Below are 14,695 nucleotides of genomic sequence, written 5' to 3' on the forward strand. Positions count from 1 at the left end.
ATACACTAATCGCACATCATTTTAACGGACTTGTCCATGGCTTCCCCCCTTTTGGCGATCCTCCAGGAAAAACTCCAGACCGCACCGCACCAGCGCCTCACCTTTGCAGAGTTTATGGAATTGGCGCTCTATCACCCCATGGCAGGTTACTACAGTAGCGGGAAAGTGGCGATCGGTGCCCAGGGGGATTTCTTTACGGCCACATCCCTCGGCCCAGACTTTGGGGAATTATTGGCAGAACAGTTGCTTCACATGAAGCAGATTTTGGGGCGATCGCCGTTTCAGATCGTCGAAATGGGAGCAGGCAAGGGCGACTTGGCGAAGGATATTTTGTCTTACCTCCAGCAGCATTATCCAAAAGAACTTGAAGAAATTGAATATTATATTATTGAAAAATCCCCGGCTCTCCGCCAGCAACAACAGGAAAAATTAGCGGGGTTTTCCCCTGTAAAAATTCAATGGTGTGATTGGTCAGAGTTGCCAGAAAATAGTATCCAAGGCTGTTTTATTTCTAATGAATTGCTTGATGCTTTTCCTGTACATTTAGTCATAGTTCAGGCCGGGGCACTCAAGGAGATTTATGTTCAATATAATCCTGCTAAAAATTCATTACAGGAAGTGGAGGATTCTCTATCTACACCGGAGATTCAAGCTTATTTTAATCACTTAAATATTGATTTCTCTAATTATCCTGATGGTTATCGCACAGAAGTTAATTTAGGGATACTGAGTTGGTTAGAGCAGCTACAGACCAAACTAAAAACCGGCTATATTCTCACCATTGACTATGGCTATCCAGCGGCAAAATATTATCATCCCCAACGGTCTCAGGGCACTTTGCAATGTTATTTTCAGCACCGTCGCCATGATAATCCCTACACCAATTTAGGCGAACAGGATCTAACAGCCCATGTGGATTTTACCAGCCTCCAAAACCATGGCGAATCTCTGGGATTAGTAACTTTAGGTTTGACGCAACAGGGACTTTTTCTGATGGCTTTAGGGTTAGGCGATCGCCTCAATGCTTTATCTCAAAATCCCACTGATGTGATGACTCTGTTTCGTCGTCGGGATGCCCTCCATCAGTTGATCGATCCCATGGGTTTAGGGGGCTTTTATGTCTTGGTTCAGGGAAAAAATCTCATGGATGATCAGCTTCAGACTTCCCTAAAAGGTTTAACCCAGCCCCCCATGGTCTAATAGTTTTCAACGATTGCGGAAGGTTCTATGCGTCCTGTTTTGTATTTGGCGATTACGAGTCATGGGTTTGGCCATGTGGTGCGGGTGGCTTCGGTGGCGGCCCAGGTGCAGAAATTACTGCCCGATGTATTGCTGATTTTTGTGACGACAGCGCCCCACTGGTTGATTCGCAGTTATGTCAAAGGAGATTTTATTCAGCGGCCGAAACGGTTGGATGTGGGGGTAATTCAGGCGGATAGTTTCTCCATGAACTACGGTGCGACCCTAGAAAAATTGCGGGAAATTCGTCGGCGATCGCCCCGGATTATTGCGAGTGAAGTGGACTTTTTACGGTTAAATCGTGCCCAATTGGTTTTAGCTGATTTGCCGCCCCTGGCGATTCCCATTGCCCATGGTGCGGATATTCCCTGTTGGTGTATGGGGAATTTTGGTTGGGATTTTATTTACCGTGCTTGGGGTGGAGAATTTATTCCCGAAGCCGATTGGATTACAGAGCTTTATCGTGAAGGCGATCGCCTGTTTCGTTTACCGCTGCACGAACCTATGGGGAATTTTGCAAACGTTACCGATGTCGGACTGACGGGCGGCGATCCGCAATATGATCTGGCAGCCCTGCGGGAAAAATTTCAATTAACTCATCCCAAGGAAAAAACTATTCTTCTCAGTTTTGGCGGCCTCGGTTTTGCCGGAATGCCCTATGAAGCCTTGGCGCAATTTCCTGATTATCAATTTATTAGCTTCGACCGTGACGCCCCCGATTTAGCAAATCTCCGCAAAATTACAGAGACCCAGTACCGCCCCGTTGACTTTATGCCCCTGTGCGATCGCATTATTTCCAAACCGGGCTTTAGTACCTACGCCGAAGCCCTGCGCCTCGATCTTCCCGTTGTGACCTTGCCTAGGGATGATTTTGCCGAAGGGCCAATTTTAATTAAAAACCTCCAACAATATGGCCACCACCAAATTTTAGATCCAGAGCAATTTGCCCAGGGTGATTGGGATTTTCTCCGGGAATCACCCCAACCACCCCAAGGCAATCAACCCATCGATAAGACGGGCACAAAGGCGATCGCCCAAGCCATTGCCGAATTTCTCAGCCATTAATGCTCTGTGACGAAAACCTCAGGTACAGACTCCGGTTCAGGAAACGGTGATTCCCCCAGAACAAAGGGGAGATGCGCCCCCGTAAGTCCCTTAATAATGTGCTCAGGGGTTGTCGGGAACACCACAAACAGAGGGTGAATTTGGGCCGGAAGATTACTGATCATGTGGGCCTCCGACTCTGGCAATAACCACTCGTAATCTTGATCAAGGTAAACCTGGGTATGACGCCAGCGCAGCAATAGCTCCGAAAAAGTTTCCCCAGGCCGATGGATAAACACCATAATTTCGGCATCTAGCTTAATTTGCCACTCCGGATCACAGGTTAAAATCGCCAAATCACAAGGCAAAATCAAGGTTTTTGGAGTGGAGCGCTGTTCATTCCTGCTGAGGTGGCGCATCACCGGCAGCGGCATCACAATTAAGCTCCCTTCAGGACGCCGGACACTGGGTACCAAAGAAAGGTAAGGGCGATGTTGCTTCAGTAAGGCGATCGCCGTTTGTCGATCACTGTAGGCCGCTAAAAGCGTTTCATACTGACTTTGCTGTCCGGTCATCGTTTGTTCTAACCCAAATCTTCAAATACCTTAAACATCGGCAGATACATCGAGAGCAAAATAACACCAACCATCGCCGCAATAATCACCATCATCGCTGGTTCTAGAATACTGGTCAGCGCCTTTACCGTCTGCTCTACTTCATCTTCGTAAAAATCTGCCACCTTCATCATCATGCTATCTAATTCCCCTGTTTCCTCACCAATGGTCATCATTTGAATCGCAAGGATCGGAAAAACCCGGTCGCGATCGAGGGCAACACTTAACATCCCCCCTTCTTGAATTTCAGACTTGGCATCATTAATCGCCTTGGCAATGACCACATTCCCCGCCGTTGCCCCGACAATATCAAAGGAATTGAGGATCGGTACCCCAGACCGGGTTAATGTCCCGAAGATCCGACAGAACCGAGCCACCGCATTTTTCCGGAGCAAATCCCCAAACAGAGGCAACTTTAGTAACAAAGAATCAATTTGCCACCGCCCCATTTCGGTGTTGTAGTAGCGGCGGATCGCAAAAAAGAGAATATTGGCACCAATAATCATCAGGAGCACATTCCCAAAAGGCATTGGCAATAACCCTTCGCTAGTCCGCAGAAAGTTACTGATCCCCATCATGATGATCGTTAAAGCCGGAAGTTCTGTGCCAATACTTTCAAAAATATCGGCAAAAACCGGAATCAAAAAGACGGTCATCCCAAAGAACACCGCCACCGCCAAAAATGCCACGGCCATTGGGTAGGTCATGGCTGATTTGATTTGGTTTTCCAGTTTGGCCATGTCTTCGAGTACCTTCGCCAAACGGTTCAGGACTTCATCGAGCACCCCACCAATTTCACCAGCTTCTACCATGCTGACATACAGGGTATCGAAGCATTCTTCGTGGGGCCGCATCGCGTCGGAAAGATTCACCCCCTGCTGAACTTCGGCCTTGATGGCAGTGAGGGCTTTACGCATCTTGATGTTGGAGTGGTTTTCTCCCAAGATGCTTAGACAACGAACGATCGCCACCCCAGCATTGATCATCACCGCAAATTGTCGCGAAAATACGGCTTTATCTTTGATGGAAACTTTCGCGAGGGCCTCTTCTAAAAACGAGAGATCGATTTCCCCCGGCTTCATGATCTTGCCCACTTCTGGATAGCGCGTCGCTAGCATGGTGCGGGCTTGTTCGGGGGAGTTGGCTTCGATTTTTTCTTTTAGCTTTTGACCGTTGCGATCAACGACTTGTGCGACATACTGTGCCATGGCTTTCGTTCACTGGGAAAAATGGAATAAAGGGTGCTCTTGCCAGCTTAACTGACAATATTTATTTAGCGACGTTTTGCGGTTGGACTAGCCCCCAAGGCTCCCCCAACGAGTCGTTGTAGTTCATCGGGTTTACCACTCTTCGACAGGGCTTCTTCAAAGGTAACGGTGCCTGTGGCCACTAAACCCGCCAGGGCTTGCTCCATGGTTTGCATGCCGAGTTTCATCCCCGTTTGGATTGCTGAGTAGACCTGGGCGCTTTTTCCTTCACGAATCAGATTGGCGATCGCCGGGGTGACAACCATAATTTCTTGGGCCATAGAGCGCCCGAATTCACCGGGTTTCGGATTCGCTTTTTTCACCAGGCATTGACTAAAAACAGCCAAGAGAGAGTTGGAGAGCATCGCCCGAATTTGGGGCTGTTGGATCGGCGGGAACACGTCTAACATCCGGTCGATGGTGCTGGCGGCGGAGTTGGTGTGGAGCGTCCCGAAGACGAGGTGCCCGGTTTCAGCGGCGGAGATAGCCAAGGAGATAGTTTCGAGGTCTCGCATTTCCCCGACGAGGATGATGTCTGGATCTTCCCGGAGCGCGGCCCGGAGCGCATTGGCAAAGCTTTTGGTGTCTTCTCCCTTTTGCCGTTGGTGGAAAAGGCTTTTGTGGTTTGGGAAAACGTATTCAATGGGGTCTTCGACGGTGAGGATATGTTCGGCACGGGTGCGGTTGATCAAATCCAACATCGCAGCCATGGTGGTGGTTTTCCCAGAACCCGTTTGGCCCGTAACCAGCACCAAGCCCCGGGGACGCTCGGCCATTTCCCGCACAATATCGGGTAAACCGAGTTGATCAAAGTTGGGAATTTTCGAGGACAAGGCCCGCAGGCAAGCGGCATAACAGCCCCGTTCTTTGTAGACATTGACCCGGAAGCGCGCGAGTCCTTTCACGCCATAGGAACAGTCTAGTTCCCAATTTTGCTCCAGGTCTTTGCGTTGGGTGTTGTTGAGCATACTGAAGATGAGCTTTTGGGCATCTTGGGCGGAGAGGGGCTCGTCATTAATGGGGCCAAGTTTCCCACTGACTCGGAAATAAACGGGGGCACCGGCCTGGATGTGCATATCGGAGCCGCCCATTTCTACGAGTTGCTCCATGAGGTCTTCGATCATGTAATCCATTGGCTTGTTACTCCTTGGGCGATCGCCTGGGATAGGAAAAGAAAAAAGTTGGGGTGAAAGATTGTCGCTGCCATTATTCTGCCCAAAAGGCGATCGCCAGGGAACAGAGAGTGAAGAGTCTTAACTAAAGCGGGGCGTCATACAGTAGGGACAATCTAGCCAATCCGGCTGCAACTCAGCATTACAGGTGTCACAAACCAGGCCCGTTTTTCGTTTCGCCTTTAGTTCTGCCTCAAGACCAGAATCCGTAAAGGTAACGCGGTCTACTTCCTCAAAGGTTGTATGGCCTTCTTTGACCAACTCCAAACTGTAGGCCAAGATACTCAACATGCCCTCTTGCACTGCCACTTCTTTAATCATGTCCGTAGTGGCCCCGGTATTAATCAACCGTTCAATTTCTTCGCTATTTTGCATAAACTCATAGACCCCTACCCGGCCTTTGTAGCCGCCGCCGCCACATTTAGGACAGAGACTGCCGGCTTCTTTGGCCATTTGGATTTGCTCTGGCGTCAGGGTATTGGCCCGGTACACCGTTAAAGGATGGCGATCATTACTGGAAAGGCCGTAGCGTGCCAGTTCTTCCACTGTGGGCTGATAGGGGATGCGGCATTCCCCACAAACCCGTCGCATCAAGCGCTGGGCCAGAACTCCCAGGAGTGACCCGGAAATCATAAAGGGTTCAACTCCCATCTCATCTAGACGGGCGATCGCCCCTGGAGCATCATTGGTGTGGAGAGTCGTTAGTACCAAGTGCCCCGTTAAAGCCGCCTCAATGGCTGTTTTTGCCGTTTCCTTATCCCGGGTTTCCCCCACAAGAATGACATCTGGATCCTGCCGCAAAAATGCCCGCAAAATTGACGCAAAATCCATCCCCTTTTCCCGGATGACCTGCACCTGGGTAATGCCCGGCAAAGTATATTCAATGGGGTCTTCTGCGGTACTGATGTTGATGCCCGGCTCGTTGCGCTCCGCCAGAATTGAGTACAAAGTTGTTGATTTTCCTGAGCCTGTTGGCCCCGTCACCAAAATTAGACCAAATGGCCGCTGGGCCATTTCCCGCACCTGCCCCAGAATATCTTGGTTGGTAATTAACAAATCCAAGCCCAACTGGGTTGAAGAATTATCGAGAATCCGTAAAACAATTTTTTCGCCGTAGCGACTGGGTAGGCTATTGACACGAAAGTCCACCTTGCGCCCCTTAAACATCCGCCGAATCCGACCATCCTGAGGCGAACGACGTTCCGCAATGTCTAGGTCCGCCATAATTTTAAACCGGGCCGTCACCGCCGGCACAATCCGTTTGGGCAGCGGATCAAATGCGTATTGCAGAACCCCATCTTTACGGAAACGAATCCGCAGATCATTTTCTTGGGGTTCGATGTGAATATCTGAGGCCCCTTCCTGGAGAGCTTTAAGTAGCACTTTATTGACAAGTTTGATCACCGGAGCAGAGCTAGCCTGATTTTCATTCATCAAGTCGGCGCTTTCTTCTTCCTGCTCGTCTAATTCCCCGGCTACACCGAGATCAAGATCTTCGATATCAACTGCTTTTTTCAGTTCTGCTGCTTCGGCGGCCTTGGCTGCTTGTTCCTGCTGTTGGATTTGAATCTGGACTTGCTGTTCTAAATAGCCATCTAGAACCTGACGATAGTCGTCTTCTGTGATCACGATGCGCCGTAACGTCAGATTTTGCAGGCGAAAAAGACGGTTTAAATCATCTTGGGCGGCTAGGTTATCGGGCTCTACCATCGCCACAATCACTTCATCTTGAACCCGCCGGATCGGGAGGAGACGATGGCGGCGACATAATTCTACGGGCACGAGGGAATTGATCAACTCGCCCATCTGATCGATGTCAATTTTTTGAACTTCTGGGTCAATGGAATTGAGACCGTAGAGGATCTTCAGTTCAAAGAGATGATGTTTTTTGTACTGTCGGACTAGCTCAGGGGACAGGGCTTTCCCGGTTAGTTCTTCGACAATGGCCGTGAGGGGGCGTCCACTACGCCGGGTTTCAACGAGGGCTTTTTCCATCTGTTGATGGTCTACAACTCCCTGTTGAATGAGCTTGTTGCCGAAAGGAGAGAAATCATTGCGGAGGGCAAGGGCTCTTGTCCGTTTGGGAAGGGAAGAGTGGGTCATAGGAAAAACCAGACAGCATTGGCAAATGACGGCAGACTAGGCAAAAAAGAAAAGCGGGATAGTTGTTGGCAATATTATGATGATTCGTAGTTCAATGCTGAATGTAGCAGAAAGAATCTGCTTTTTGGGATCAAGGGGATCGGTCGGGGCTTAATAATGGCAGCTGTCTGTGTCGGTTACGGTGCCAGGGTTGTTTCTTCCTAATATAGCGGTTGCTTGAAGTTTTATTCTTTTTACCTGGGAAAGACGGGATCCATAGGGGACAATGTTACATTTGGTAATGTTAAAAGACCTATATTTGATGTTTTTACTCTAGGTTAGGCGATCGCCCACCATCACTACTAGGATAGAAACGACTAAAAACATCGATATAACCCAATAGCCAATCCTAAAACAACTAGTTCAAGCAACCATGGTAGAAGACGCGAAAAATCTTGATAGCCCAATTGATCCAGGAAGCACGCCCGAGTCTGTTTCCGACGAGGCCCCCGAGACAACCATCGAGTCTAACCTTGGGGAGGATGCCACAACGATTGAAGCTCAAGGAGAAACAAACACCGATACCGCAGATCAAGCCTCTGACCAGGAGGTCGATGACACGCCCCTCGATGGTGCCGAACTAGAAGCTGTCATTGCCGCTCTCCAGCAGGAAGTCAGTACCCTGCGCCAACAGCTCAGTACCCAAAGTCAACAAACCGAAAATTTCAAAAGCCAATATATGCGGATCGCCGCCGATTTTGAAAATTTCCGCAAGCGCACCAGCAAAGAAAAAGAAGAAATGGAATTGCGGATCAAGTGCAATACCGTCAATGAAATCTTGGGTGCCGTTGACAACTTTGAGCGGGCCAGATTGCAGATCAAGCCCTCCACAGATGGCGAAATGACAATCCACAAAAGCTATCAAGGGGTTTATAAACAACTTGTCGATGGATTGAAGAAAATTGGTGTCTCTGCCATGCGTCCAGAAGGAGAAGAATTTGATCCCAATTTCCACGAAGCGATCTTCCAAGAACCCACCAGTGAGCACCCAGAAGGCACTGTGATTGAGCAGGTCGTGCGTGGCTATCTTTTAGGGGACATGGTGTTACGCCATGCCATGGTTAAGGTTGCCGCCGCGCCCGAAGAACCCCCCAGCGGTGAAACCAGCACCAGTGAAAGTTAAGGGTTAAACCCAATTTTTGCGATGGGGCCTATAGACTAAACTGTTGTAGTTCCTGGCCCCAGACAAAATCTTCAGTAGTATTGAAAAAATCCTTATCGTCTTTCGGCCGCGAACCATGGGCAAAGTAATTGGCATCGATCTTGGCACTACCAATAGCTGTGTTTCTGTCCTTGAGGGCGGTAATCCCCTTGTCATTACCAACGCAGAAGGGGCACGGACTACGCCAAGTATTGTCGGTTTTGGCAAAAGCGATATTCGCCTCGTGGGTCAATTGGCAAAACGCCAGAGCGTAACCAATGCCGAAAACACAGTCTATAGTATCAAGCGGTTCATTGGCCGTCGCTGGGATGATACGGAACAAGAACGCCGTCGGGTTCCTTACAAATGTGTTAAGGGAAAGGATGATACCGTTGATGTCGCGGTGCGGAAACAGGTTTTTACGCCCCAAGAAATTTCAGCAATGGTGCTCCAAAAGATCAAGGCCGATGCAGAGGCATTTTTAGGGGAGGAAGTTTTTCAAGCGGTCATCACCGTGCCAGCCTACTTTACCGATGCCCAACGTCAAGCCACCAAAGATGCCGGAACGATCGCCGGTCTTGAAGTGCTGCGAATTATCAATGAACCGACCGCTGCGGCCCTTGCCTATGGCCTAGACAAACAAGACCAAGAACAATTTATCCTCGTATTTGACCTTGGGGGCGGCACCTTCGATGTTTCCATCCTGCAGTTGGGAGACGGGGTGTTTGAGGTCAAGGCGACCTCTGGAAACAATCAACTGGGTGGTGATGATTTCGACAACGCCATTGTGGAATGGATGGTTGAACGGTTTCAGCAACTCGAAGGCATTGATCTAAGTAGCGATAAGATGGCCCTCCAACGGCTCCGGGAAGCGGCAGAAAAGGCCAAGATTGAGTTGTCTAGCACCATTACGACATCCATTAATTTGCCGTTTATCACGGCCGATGACACTGGCCCTAAGCACTTTGAAATTGATTTGAGTCGCTCGAAGTTTGAGGAATTAGCCAAAGATTACATTGAGGCAACCCTCCGCCCCGTAGAACAAGCCCTAAAAGATGCAGAATTAACGGTCGATAATATTGATCGGATTATTTTGGTGGGAGGTTCCACGCGCATTCCCGCAGTCCAGCAGGCGATTCAAGGTTTTTTCCATGGCAAACAAATTGACCGTTCTGTAAATCCTGACGAGGCGATCGCCATTGGGGCCGCAATCCAAGCCGGGGTCCTCAATGGTGAAGTGAAAGACGTTCTCCTCCTTGATGTCACCCCCATTTCCCTCGGCATCGAAACCCTCGGCGAAGTCTTTACCAAAATCATTGACCGTAACACCACCCTGCCAACCAACAATTCCCAAGTTTTTTCCACCGCCACCGACGGCCAAACCTCTGTAGAAATCCATGTTCTGCAAGGTGAGCGCGCCCTCGCAAAAGACAATAAAAGTCTAGGAAAATTTCTGCTCACAGGGATTCCACCTGCTCCCCGGGGCTTGCCTCAAATTGAAGTTAGCTTCGAAATCGATGTCAACGGTATTTTGCAAGTGTCCGCCCAGGATCGCGGTACCGGCAAAGAACAGGGCATTAAAATCACCAATACCGGAGGCCTTGACCCCGCTGAAATCGAAGCAATGCGCGCCGAAGCCGCAAAGTACGCCGAACAAGACCGCCAACGTCTCCAAGTAGTTGACCTCCAAAACCAAGCCGATAGCCTCTTCTACAGCCTTGATGCCACCCTGCGAGAAAATAGCGAATTGTTAACCAATGAAGTTAAAACCCAACTAATCCAAAAACGTGCTGTTTTAGAACAATCCTTTACCGACCGTTCCTTCTCGACCGCAGAAATTCGCCGTCTACTCGAAGACTTTAAGACAGCACTCCTGGCCATTGGCTCAAAACTCTATGACCGCGAAGGCGATACACCGATCTATCGCCCCATCTCAGTGACCCCTGTGCCAACCACTGCCGACGATGATTTGATCGAGTTTCCCACCGAAGCTGGTGTTGTCATTGAAAATGGCGAAGGCAATATTACTGGGGATTATGAAACCATTGATTGATTGGGTTATGGCTAAACCTTGACCCAGATAACACATCTATTCCCCATAACACTTTTCAGGTTTTCCCAGTTCAAGTTAAGATTGGTAAAGGCTAGATTGTGCTCGTTATTAGAAAAGGTTTATGGCAGGCGACTTTTACGAAATTCTTGGTGTCTCCCGTGATTGTGGGAAAGATGAACTCAAGCGGGCTTATCGTCGTCTAGCTCGTCAATATCACCCAGATGTGAATAAAGACCCTGGGGCCGAAGAAAAATTTAAAGAAATTAACCGCGCCTACGAAGTCCTCTCGGAACCGGAAACCCGAGCCCGCTATGATCGCTTTGGTGAAGCTGGTGTCTCTGGGGCTGGTGCTGCTGGGGCTGACTATGGCGACATGGGCGGCTTTGCTGATATTTTTGAGACCATTTTCAGCGGGTTTGGTGGTATGGGCACTGGTGCCACCGGGGGCGGCCGCCGACGCAGTGGGCCGATGCGAGGCGATGACCTCCGCCTAGACCTAAAGCTCGACTTTAAAGAAGCGATTTTTGGGGGCGAAAAGGAAATTCGTATTCCCCACCTAGAGACCTGTAAAACGTGCAGTGGCTCTGGAGCAAAGGCTGGTACTTCGGCAAATACCTGCGGCACTTGTAATGGCACTGGCCAAGTGCGGCGGGCGACCCGAACCCCCTTCGGTAGTTTTGCTCAAGTTTCCGTCTGTCCGACCTGTAATGGGGAAGGACAAGTGATCACCGAGAAGTGTGAATCCTGTGGTGGTGCTGGCCGCAAACAAGAAACCAAAAAGCTCAAAATCACAATTCCAGCTGGAGTTGATAGTGGCACGCGGCTGCGAGTATCGCGGGAAGGTGATGCTGGCGTTAAAGGTGGCCCCCCTGGGGATCTTTACGTTTACTTAGCCGTCAATGCGGATAAAGAGTTTCGTCGCGACGGTACAAATATCCTCTCGGAAATTGAAATTAGCTATCTCCAAGCAATTCTTGGGGATACGGTAAAGGTTAAAACCGTTGATGGTACAGAAGATTTGACGATTCCCGCTGGTTTACAGCCCAATAAAGTGCTTACGTTGGAAGGAAAAGGGGTGCCTAAACTGGGTAATCCAGTGAGCCGTGGTGATCATCTAATCACGGTAAAAGTCGTGATTCCGACGAAAGTAAGTCGAGAAGAAAAAGAACTGTTGCACCAACTGGCGAAATTAAAGGGAACTGAACACAGCAAAGGTGGTTTTGAAGGGTTATTGGGGAACCTATTCCATAACAAATGAGCAATCCGCAAACATTAGAGGCAGACGCACGGTTAGATTTGCGGGGGACTCCCTGCCCGATTAATTTTGTGCGCACAAAGTTACAACTCAAGAAAATGGCCGCCAATGCCCTGCTCGAAGTGTGGCTCGATGCGGGGGAACCCATGGAGCAAGTGCCCGATAGTTTGACGATGGAAGGGTATTTGGTAGAAAAGGCGATCGCCCAACCGGAGGGACACTACGTATTATGGGTACGTTGTCCGGCGACATGAGTGGTGGCTTAGTCCCAGAGAACTGCCAGGGAACCGTAACGGCGGTTCAGGCAAACTTTTACCATGTGCAACTCCAAGCTGGGGCAGGACATTTACTCTGTACAAGGCGAGCCCGCTTAAAAAAAATTGGTCAACGGGTCATGGTGGGAGACCAGGTCATCGTTGAAGAAGTTGATTTTCAAGATAGACGGGGGGCGATCGCCCAGGTTTTATCCCGCCGCACCGTTTTAGATCGACCCCCTGTGGCCAATGCCGACCAACTCTTGTTGGTGTTTGCCCTAGCGGAACCATCCCTTGATCCCTGGCAACTGAGTCGCTTCTTGATCAAAGCAGAATCAACGGGGTTGCCGTTATTATTGGGTCTTAATAAACAAGATTTACTCTCTAAAAAAGAACAACAGACCTGGGCTGAACGCCTCCAACAATGGGGCTATCGGGCTGTCTTTTTTAGTGTGCTCCAGGATGCTGGCATTGCCGCCCTAGAAGCCAGTCTTAAGAATAAAATCACCGTGGTGGCTGGGCCTTCGGGGGTGGGAAAATCAAGTCTGATCAACCGCTTAATTCCCCAGGTAGAGCTACGGGTGGGCGAAGTTTCAGGCAAATTGCAGCGGGGACGACACACAACCCGCCATGTGGAACTATTTCCACTGCCCCAGGGGGGACTTTTGGCCGATAGTCCTGGATTTAATCAGCCGGATTGGTCGGTGCTGCCCCAGGCGTTGGGGGGGTATTTCCCAGAAATTCGTGCCCAACTCAAACAACAAAATTGCCAGTTTAAGGATTGCCTACACCTGCAGGAACCCAACTGTGCGGTGGGACGGGATTGGGAACGCTATGAGATCTATGAAAAATTTCTCGAAGAGGCGATCGCCTACCGTGAAGTCCAGCAGCAGCAACGGGATGAAGAAGATCACCTCAAGGTCAAAATTACAGCGGCGGGCAAACAAATTCACGAACCGAAACTAGCGACCAAAAAATATCGACGGACTTCCCGGCGGGAACGGCACCAAAATTTAAAAGATCTATACGAAAAGCAATCCCTCGATGAGTTGTATGGGAACGACGACGGCTAAATCTCTTTTACAATGAACAGTTACACAATACTGAGGTTGATGGTTCATGGCGGCAGTGTGGCAGCAGATTCTCTTTTTGCGCTTTCCCTTTGAGCCTTGGTTACGGGCCAGTGTCAGTTACCGGGTGTTTGGACTTTTGCAGTCCTGGCGGGGCGGCAGTTGGCTATTGCAATGGGCAGAACCCCTGGGGGCAATGATTCTCTGTGTATTGTTGGTGGCAGCGCCCTTTGTCTCGACAACCTTAATCGGATTTTTGCTGTTGGCCTGTGCGGGCTATTGGATTTTGCTAAGTCTGTCAGATCTGCCCCTGGGACAGGTGACGGGAATTCATCTTTTGGTTGCGCTGTATGGGGGCATCGCGGCGATCGCCACGGTCTTGTCGCCGGTTAAGGGGGCGGCCCTGTCTGGGTTGGTGCAGTTGTTGCTATATCTGATTTTCTTTGCGTTTTGTGCGCGGGTCTTGCGATCGCCTAAAATTCTCGCGGCGGTCATTTGGGTGTATTTAATAGTGTCCCTGGTGGTGAGCGGCTACGGCATTCGTCAGGAATTTTTTGGGGTAGAACAGTTGGCCACCTGGAATGATCCTTTGTCGGAGTTTGCCAATGATACTAGGGTTTACAGTTACCTAGGCAACCCGAATCTTTTGGCGGGTTATCTCCTGGGGGCGATCGCCTTTAGTAGCGTAGCGATGCTGATTTGGCGCACCAAGATCCAGAAAACTTTAGCAGCGGTCATGTTTGTAACCAATGCAGCTTGCCTATTTTTTACCGATAGTCGGGGGGGCTGGCTGGCGATGGTGGGAGCGGCCATTGTGGGGGGATTATTACTCTACAGTTGGTATGGCGATCGCCTCAGTCCTTTTTGGCGTAAATGGTTGCTGCCCTTGTGTTTCGGCTTTGGGGCGGGGTTACTGCTCATTGCGGTATTGGGCGTTGATGCCATTCGCCTACGGTTGCTGAGTATTTTTTCCTGGCGGGGCGATAGTAGTAATAATTTCCGGATTAATGTGTGGTTGGCGGTGCTGCGGATGATTGGCGATCGCCCCCTGCTGGGGATTGGGCCAGGCCATGATGCCTTTAATGCGGTGTACCCCCAGTATATGGAAAGTCGTTTTTCGGCCCTGAGTGCCTATTCAATTTTTCTGGAGACCGCTGTGGAAACTGGTTTACTGGGTTTGACCACATTTGTGTGGTTGCTGATCAATATCTTTAGCCAAGCTTTACAAAGCCTTAAAGACTTTCAGTCCCAGCATAAAATAGAAGGACTATGGTTAGTTGGGGCGATCGCCGCGATGACAGGACTGTTGATCCAGGGCCTCTTTGATACCGTTTGGTATCGTCCCCAGGTCAATACCCTCTGGTGGTTGATGGTGGGCATTATTGCCGCCCAGATCCCCCCGTGCCAACCCACTGGAAGAGACAACCCCAGCCCTTAATCTCGATTATTTTTTCTGGCTGAGCT

General features: G+C 49.8%; 12 protein-coding genes. 8 read left to right on the forward strand and 4 right to left on the reverse strand.

From position 1 onward, the window contains the following. Nucleotides 1-36 precede the first annotated feature (36 nt). Entirely contained in the window at nucleotides 37-1,200 is a 1,164-nt protein-coding gene (locus tag AACT35_RS13845) for an SAM-dependent methyltransferase (protein ID WP_099237878.1), read from the forward strand. A 27-nt stretch (nucleotides 1,201-1,227) separates the two neighbouring features. Continuing rightward, nucleotides 1,228-2,304, forward strand: a complete 1,077-nt coding sequence (locus AACT35_RS13850; protein ID WP_099237880.1) for a glycosyl transferase — start codon at nucleotides 1,228-1,230, stop codon at nucleotides 2,302-2,304. Here the strand turns inward: AACT35_RS13850 and AACT35_RS13855 are convergent. The 4 genes from AACT35_RS13855 to AACT35_RS13870 all read right to left on the reverse strand — a co-directional run bounded on the left by AACT35_RS13855 (nucleotide 2,301) and on the right by AACT35_RS13870 (nucleotide 7,419). Then, nucleotides 2,301-2,858, reverse strand: coding sequence for a hypothetical protein (locus AACT35_RS13855; protein ID WP_099237882.1), 558 nt, complete (start codon nucleotides 2,856-2,858; stop codon nucleotides 2,301-2,303). The genes AACT35_RS13850 and AACT35_RS13855 overlap by 4 nt on opposite strands. An 8-nt stretch (nucleotides 2,859-2,866) precedes the next feature. Continuing rightward, entirely contained in the window at nucleotides 2,867-4,105 is a 1,239-nt protein-coding gene (locus tag AACT35_RS13860; RefSeq protein WP_012306328.1) for a type II secretion system F family protein, read from the reverse strand. 65 nt (nucleotides 4,106-4,170) lie between these two features. Continuing rightward, on the reverse strand, nucleotides 4,171-5,277 hold the full coding sequence (locus tag AACT35_RS13865) for a type IV pilus twitching motility protein PilT (protein WP_012306326.1): 1,107 nt from the start codon (nucleotides 5,275-5,277) through the stop codon (nucleotides 4,171-4,173). 120 nt (nucleotides 5,278-5,397) lie between these two features. Continuing rightward, nucleotides 5,398-7,419: a GspE/PulE family protein gene (locus tag AACT35_RS13870; RefSeq protein ID WP_099237884.1), complete on the reverse strand. Its 2,022-nt coding sequence runs from the start codon at nucleotides 7,417-7,419 to the stop codon at nucleotides 5,398-5,400. Between the two features lie 412 nt (nucleotides 7,420-7,831). Here AACT35_RS13870 and grpE point away from each other — a divergent pair, with 412 nt between their 5' ends. From grpE to AACT35_RS13900, 6 genes are all read left to right on the forward strand, one after another. After that, nucleotides 7,832-8,581 (forward strand): nucleotide exchange factor GrpE, encoded by a 750-nt coding sequence (grpE, locus tag AACT35_RS13875; protein ID WP_099237886.1) that lies wholly within the window; start codon nucleotides 7,832-7,834, stop codon nucleotides 8,579-8,581. A gap of 115 nt (nucleotides 8,582-8,696) precedes the next feature. Next, on the forward strand, nucleotides 8,697-10,652 hold the full coding sequence (gene dnaK, locus AACT35_RS13880; protein ID WP_099237888.1) for a molecular chaperone DnaK: 1,956 nt from the start codon (nucleotides 8,697-8,699) through the stop codon (nucleotides 10,650-10,652). A 121-nt stretch (nucleotides 10,653-10,773) separates the two neighbouring features. Then, a complete protein-coding gene (gene dnaJ / locus AACT35_RS13885; protein WP_099237890.1) occupies nucleotides 10,774-11,910 on the forward strand; it encodes a molecular chaperone DnaJ in 1,137 nt (378 codons plus the stop codon). Beyond that, a complete protein-coding gene (locus tag AACT35_RS13890) occupies nucleotides 11,907-12,161 on the forward strand; it encodes a sulfurtransferase TusA family protein (protein WP_030005932.1) in 255 nt (84 codons plus the stop codon). The genes dnaJ and AACT35_RS13890 overlap by 4 nt, the downstream gene beginning before the upstream one ends. Further along, nucleotides 12,137-13,234 (forward strand): small ribosomal subunit biogenesis GTPase RsgA, encoded by a 1,098-nt coding sequence (rsgA, locus tag AACT35_RS13895; RefSeq protein WP_099237892.1) that lies wholly within the window; start codon nucleotides 12,137-12,139, stop codon nucleotides 13,232-13,234. The genes AACT35_RS13890 and rsgA overlap by 25 nt, the downstream gene beginning before the upstream one ends. 46 nt (nucleotides 13,235-13,280) lie before the next feature. Beyond that, nucleotides 13,281-14,669 carry an IctB family putative bicarbonate transporter gene (locus AACT35_RS13900; protein ID WP_099237894.1) on the forward strand — a complete coding sequence of 463 codons (1,389 nt, stop codon included), beginning with the start codon at nucleotides 13,281-13,283 and terminating at the stop codon, nucleotides 14,667-14,669. Nucleotides 14,670-14,695 lie beyond the last annotated feature (26 nt).

The organism is Synechococcus sp. BDU 130192 (genome assembly GCF_963876085.1).
GTDB lineage: Bacteria > Cyanobacteriota > Cyanobacteriia > Cyanobacteriales > MRBY01 > MRBY01.

Coding starts and splice junctions, on each gene's coding strand:
- AACT35_RS13845 (WP_099237878.1), top strand. CDS start 37: ATGGCTTCCCCCCTTTTGGCGATCCTCCAGGAAAAACTCCAGACCGCA.
- AACT35_RS13850 (WP_099237880.1), top strand. CDS start 1,228: ATGCGTCCTGTTTTGTATTTGGCGATTACGAGTCATGGGTTTGGCCAT.
- AACT35_RS13855 (WP_099237882.1), bottom strand. CDS start 2,858: ATGACCGGACAGCAAAGTCAGTATGAAACGCTTTTAGCGGCCTACAGT.
- AACT35_RS13860 (WP_012306328.1), bottom strand. CDS start 4,105: ATGGCACAGTATGTCGCACAAGTCGTTGATCGCAACGGTCAAAAGCTA.
- AACT35_RS13865 (WP_012306326.1), bottom strand. CDS start 5,277: ATGGATTACATGATCGAAGACCTCATGGAGCAACTCGTAGAAATGGGC.
- AACT35_RS13870 (WP_099237884.1), bottom strand. CDS start 7,419: ATGACCCACTCTTCCCTTCCCAAACGGACAAGAGCCCTTGCCCTCCGC.
- grpE (WP_099237886.1), top strand. CDS start 7,832: ATGGTAGAAGACGCGAAAAATCTTGATAGCCCAATTGATCCAGGAAGC.
- dnaK (WP_099237888.1), top strand. CDS start 8,697: ATGGGCAAAGTAATTGGCATCGATCTTGGCACTACCAATAGCTGTGTT.
- dnaJ (WP_099237890.1), top strand. CDS start 10,774: ATGGCAGGCGACTTTTACGAAATTCTTGGTGTCTCCCGTGATTGTGGG.
- AACT35_RS13890 (WP_030005932.1), top strand. CDS start 11,907: ATGAGCAATCCGCAAACATTAGAGGCAGACGCACGGTTAGATTTGCGG.
- rsgA (WP_099237892.1), top strand. CDS start 12,137: ATGGGTACGTTGTCCGGCGACATGAGTGGTGGCTTAGTCCCAGAGAAC.
- AACT35_RS13900 (WP_099237894.1), top strand. CDS start 13,281: ATGGCGGCAGTGTGGCAGCAGATTCTCTTTTTGCGCTTTCCCTTTGAG.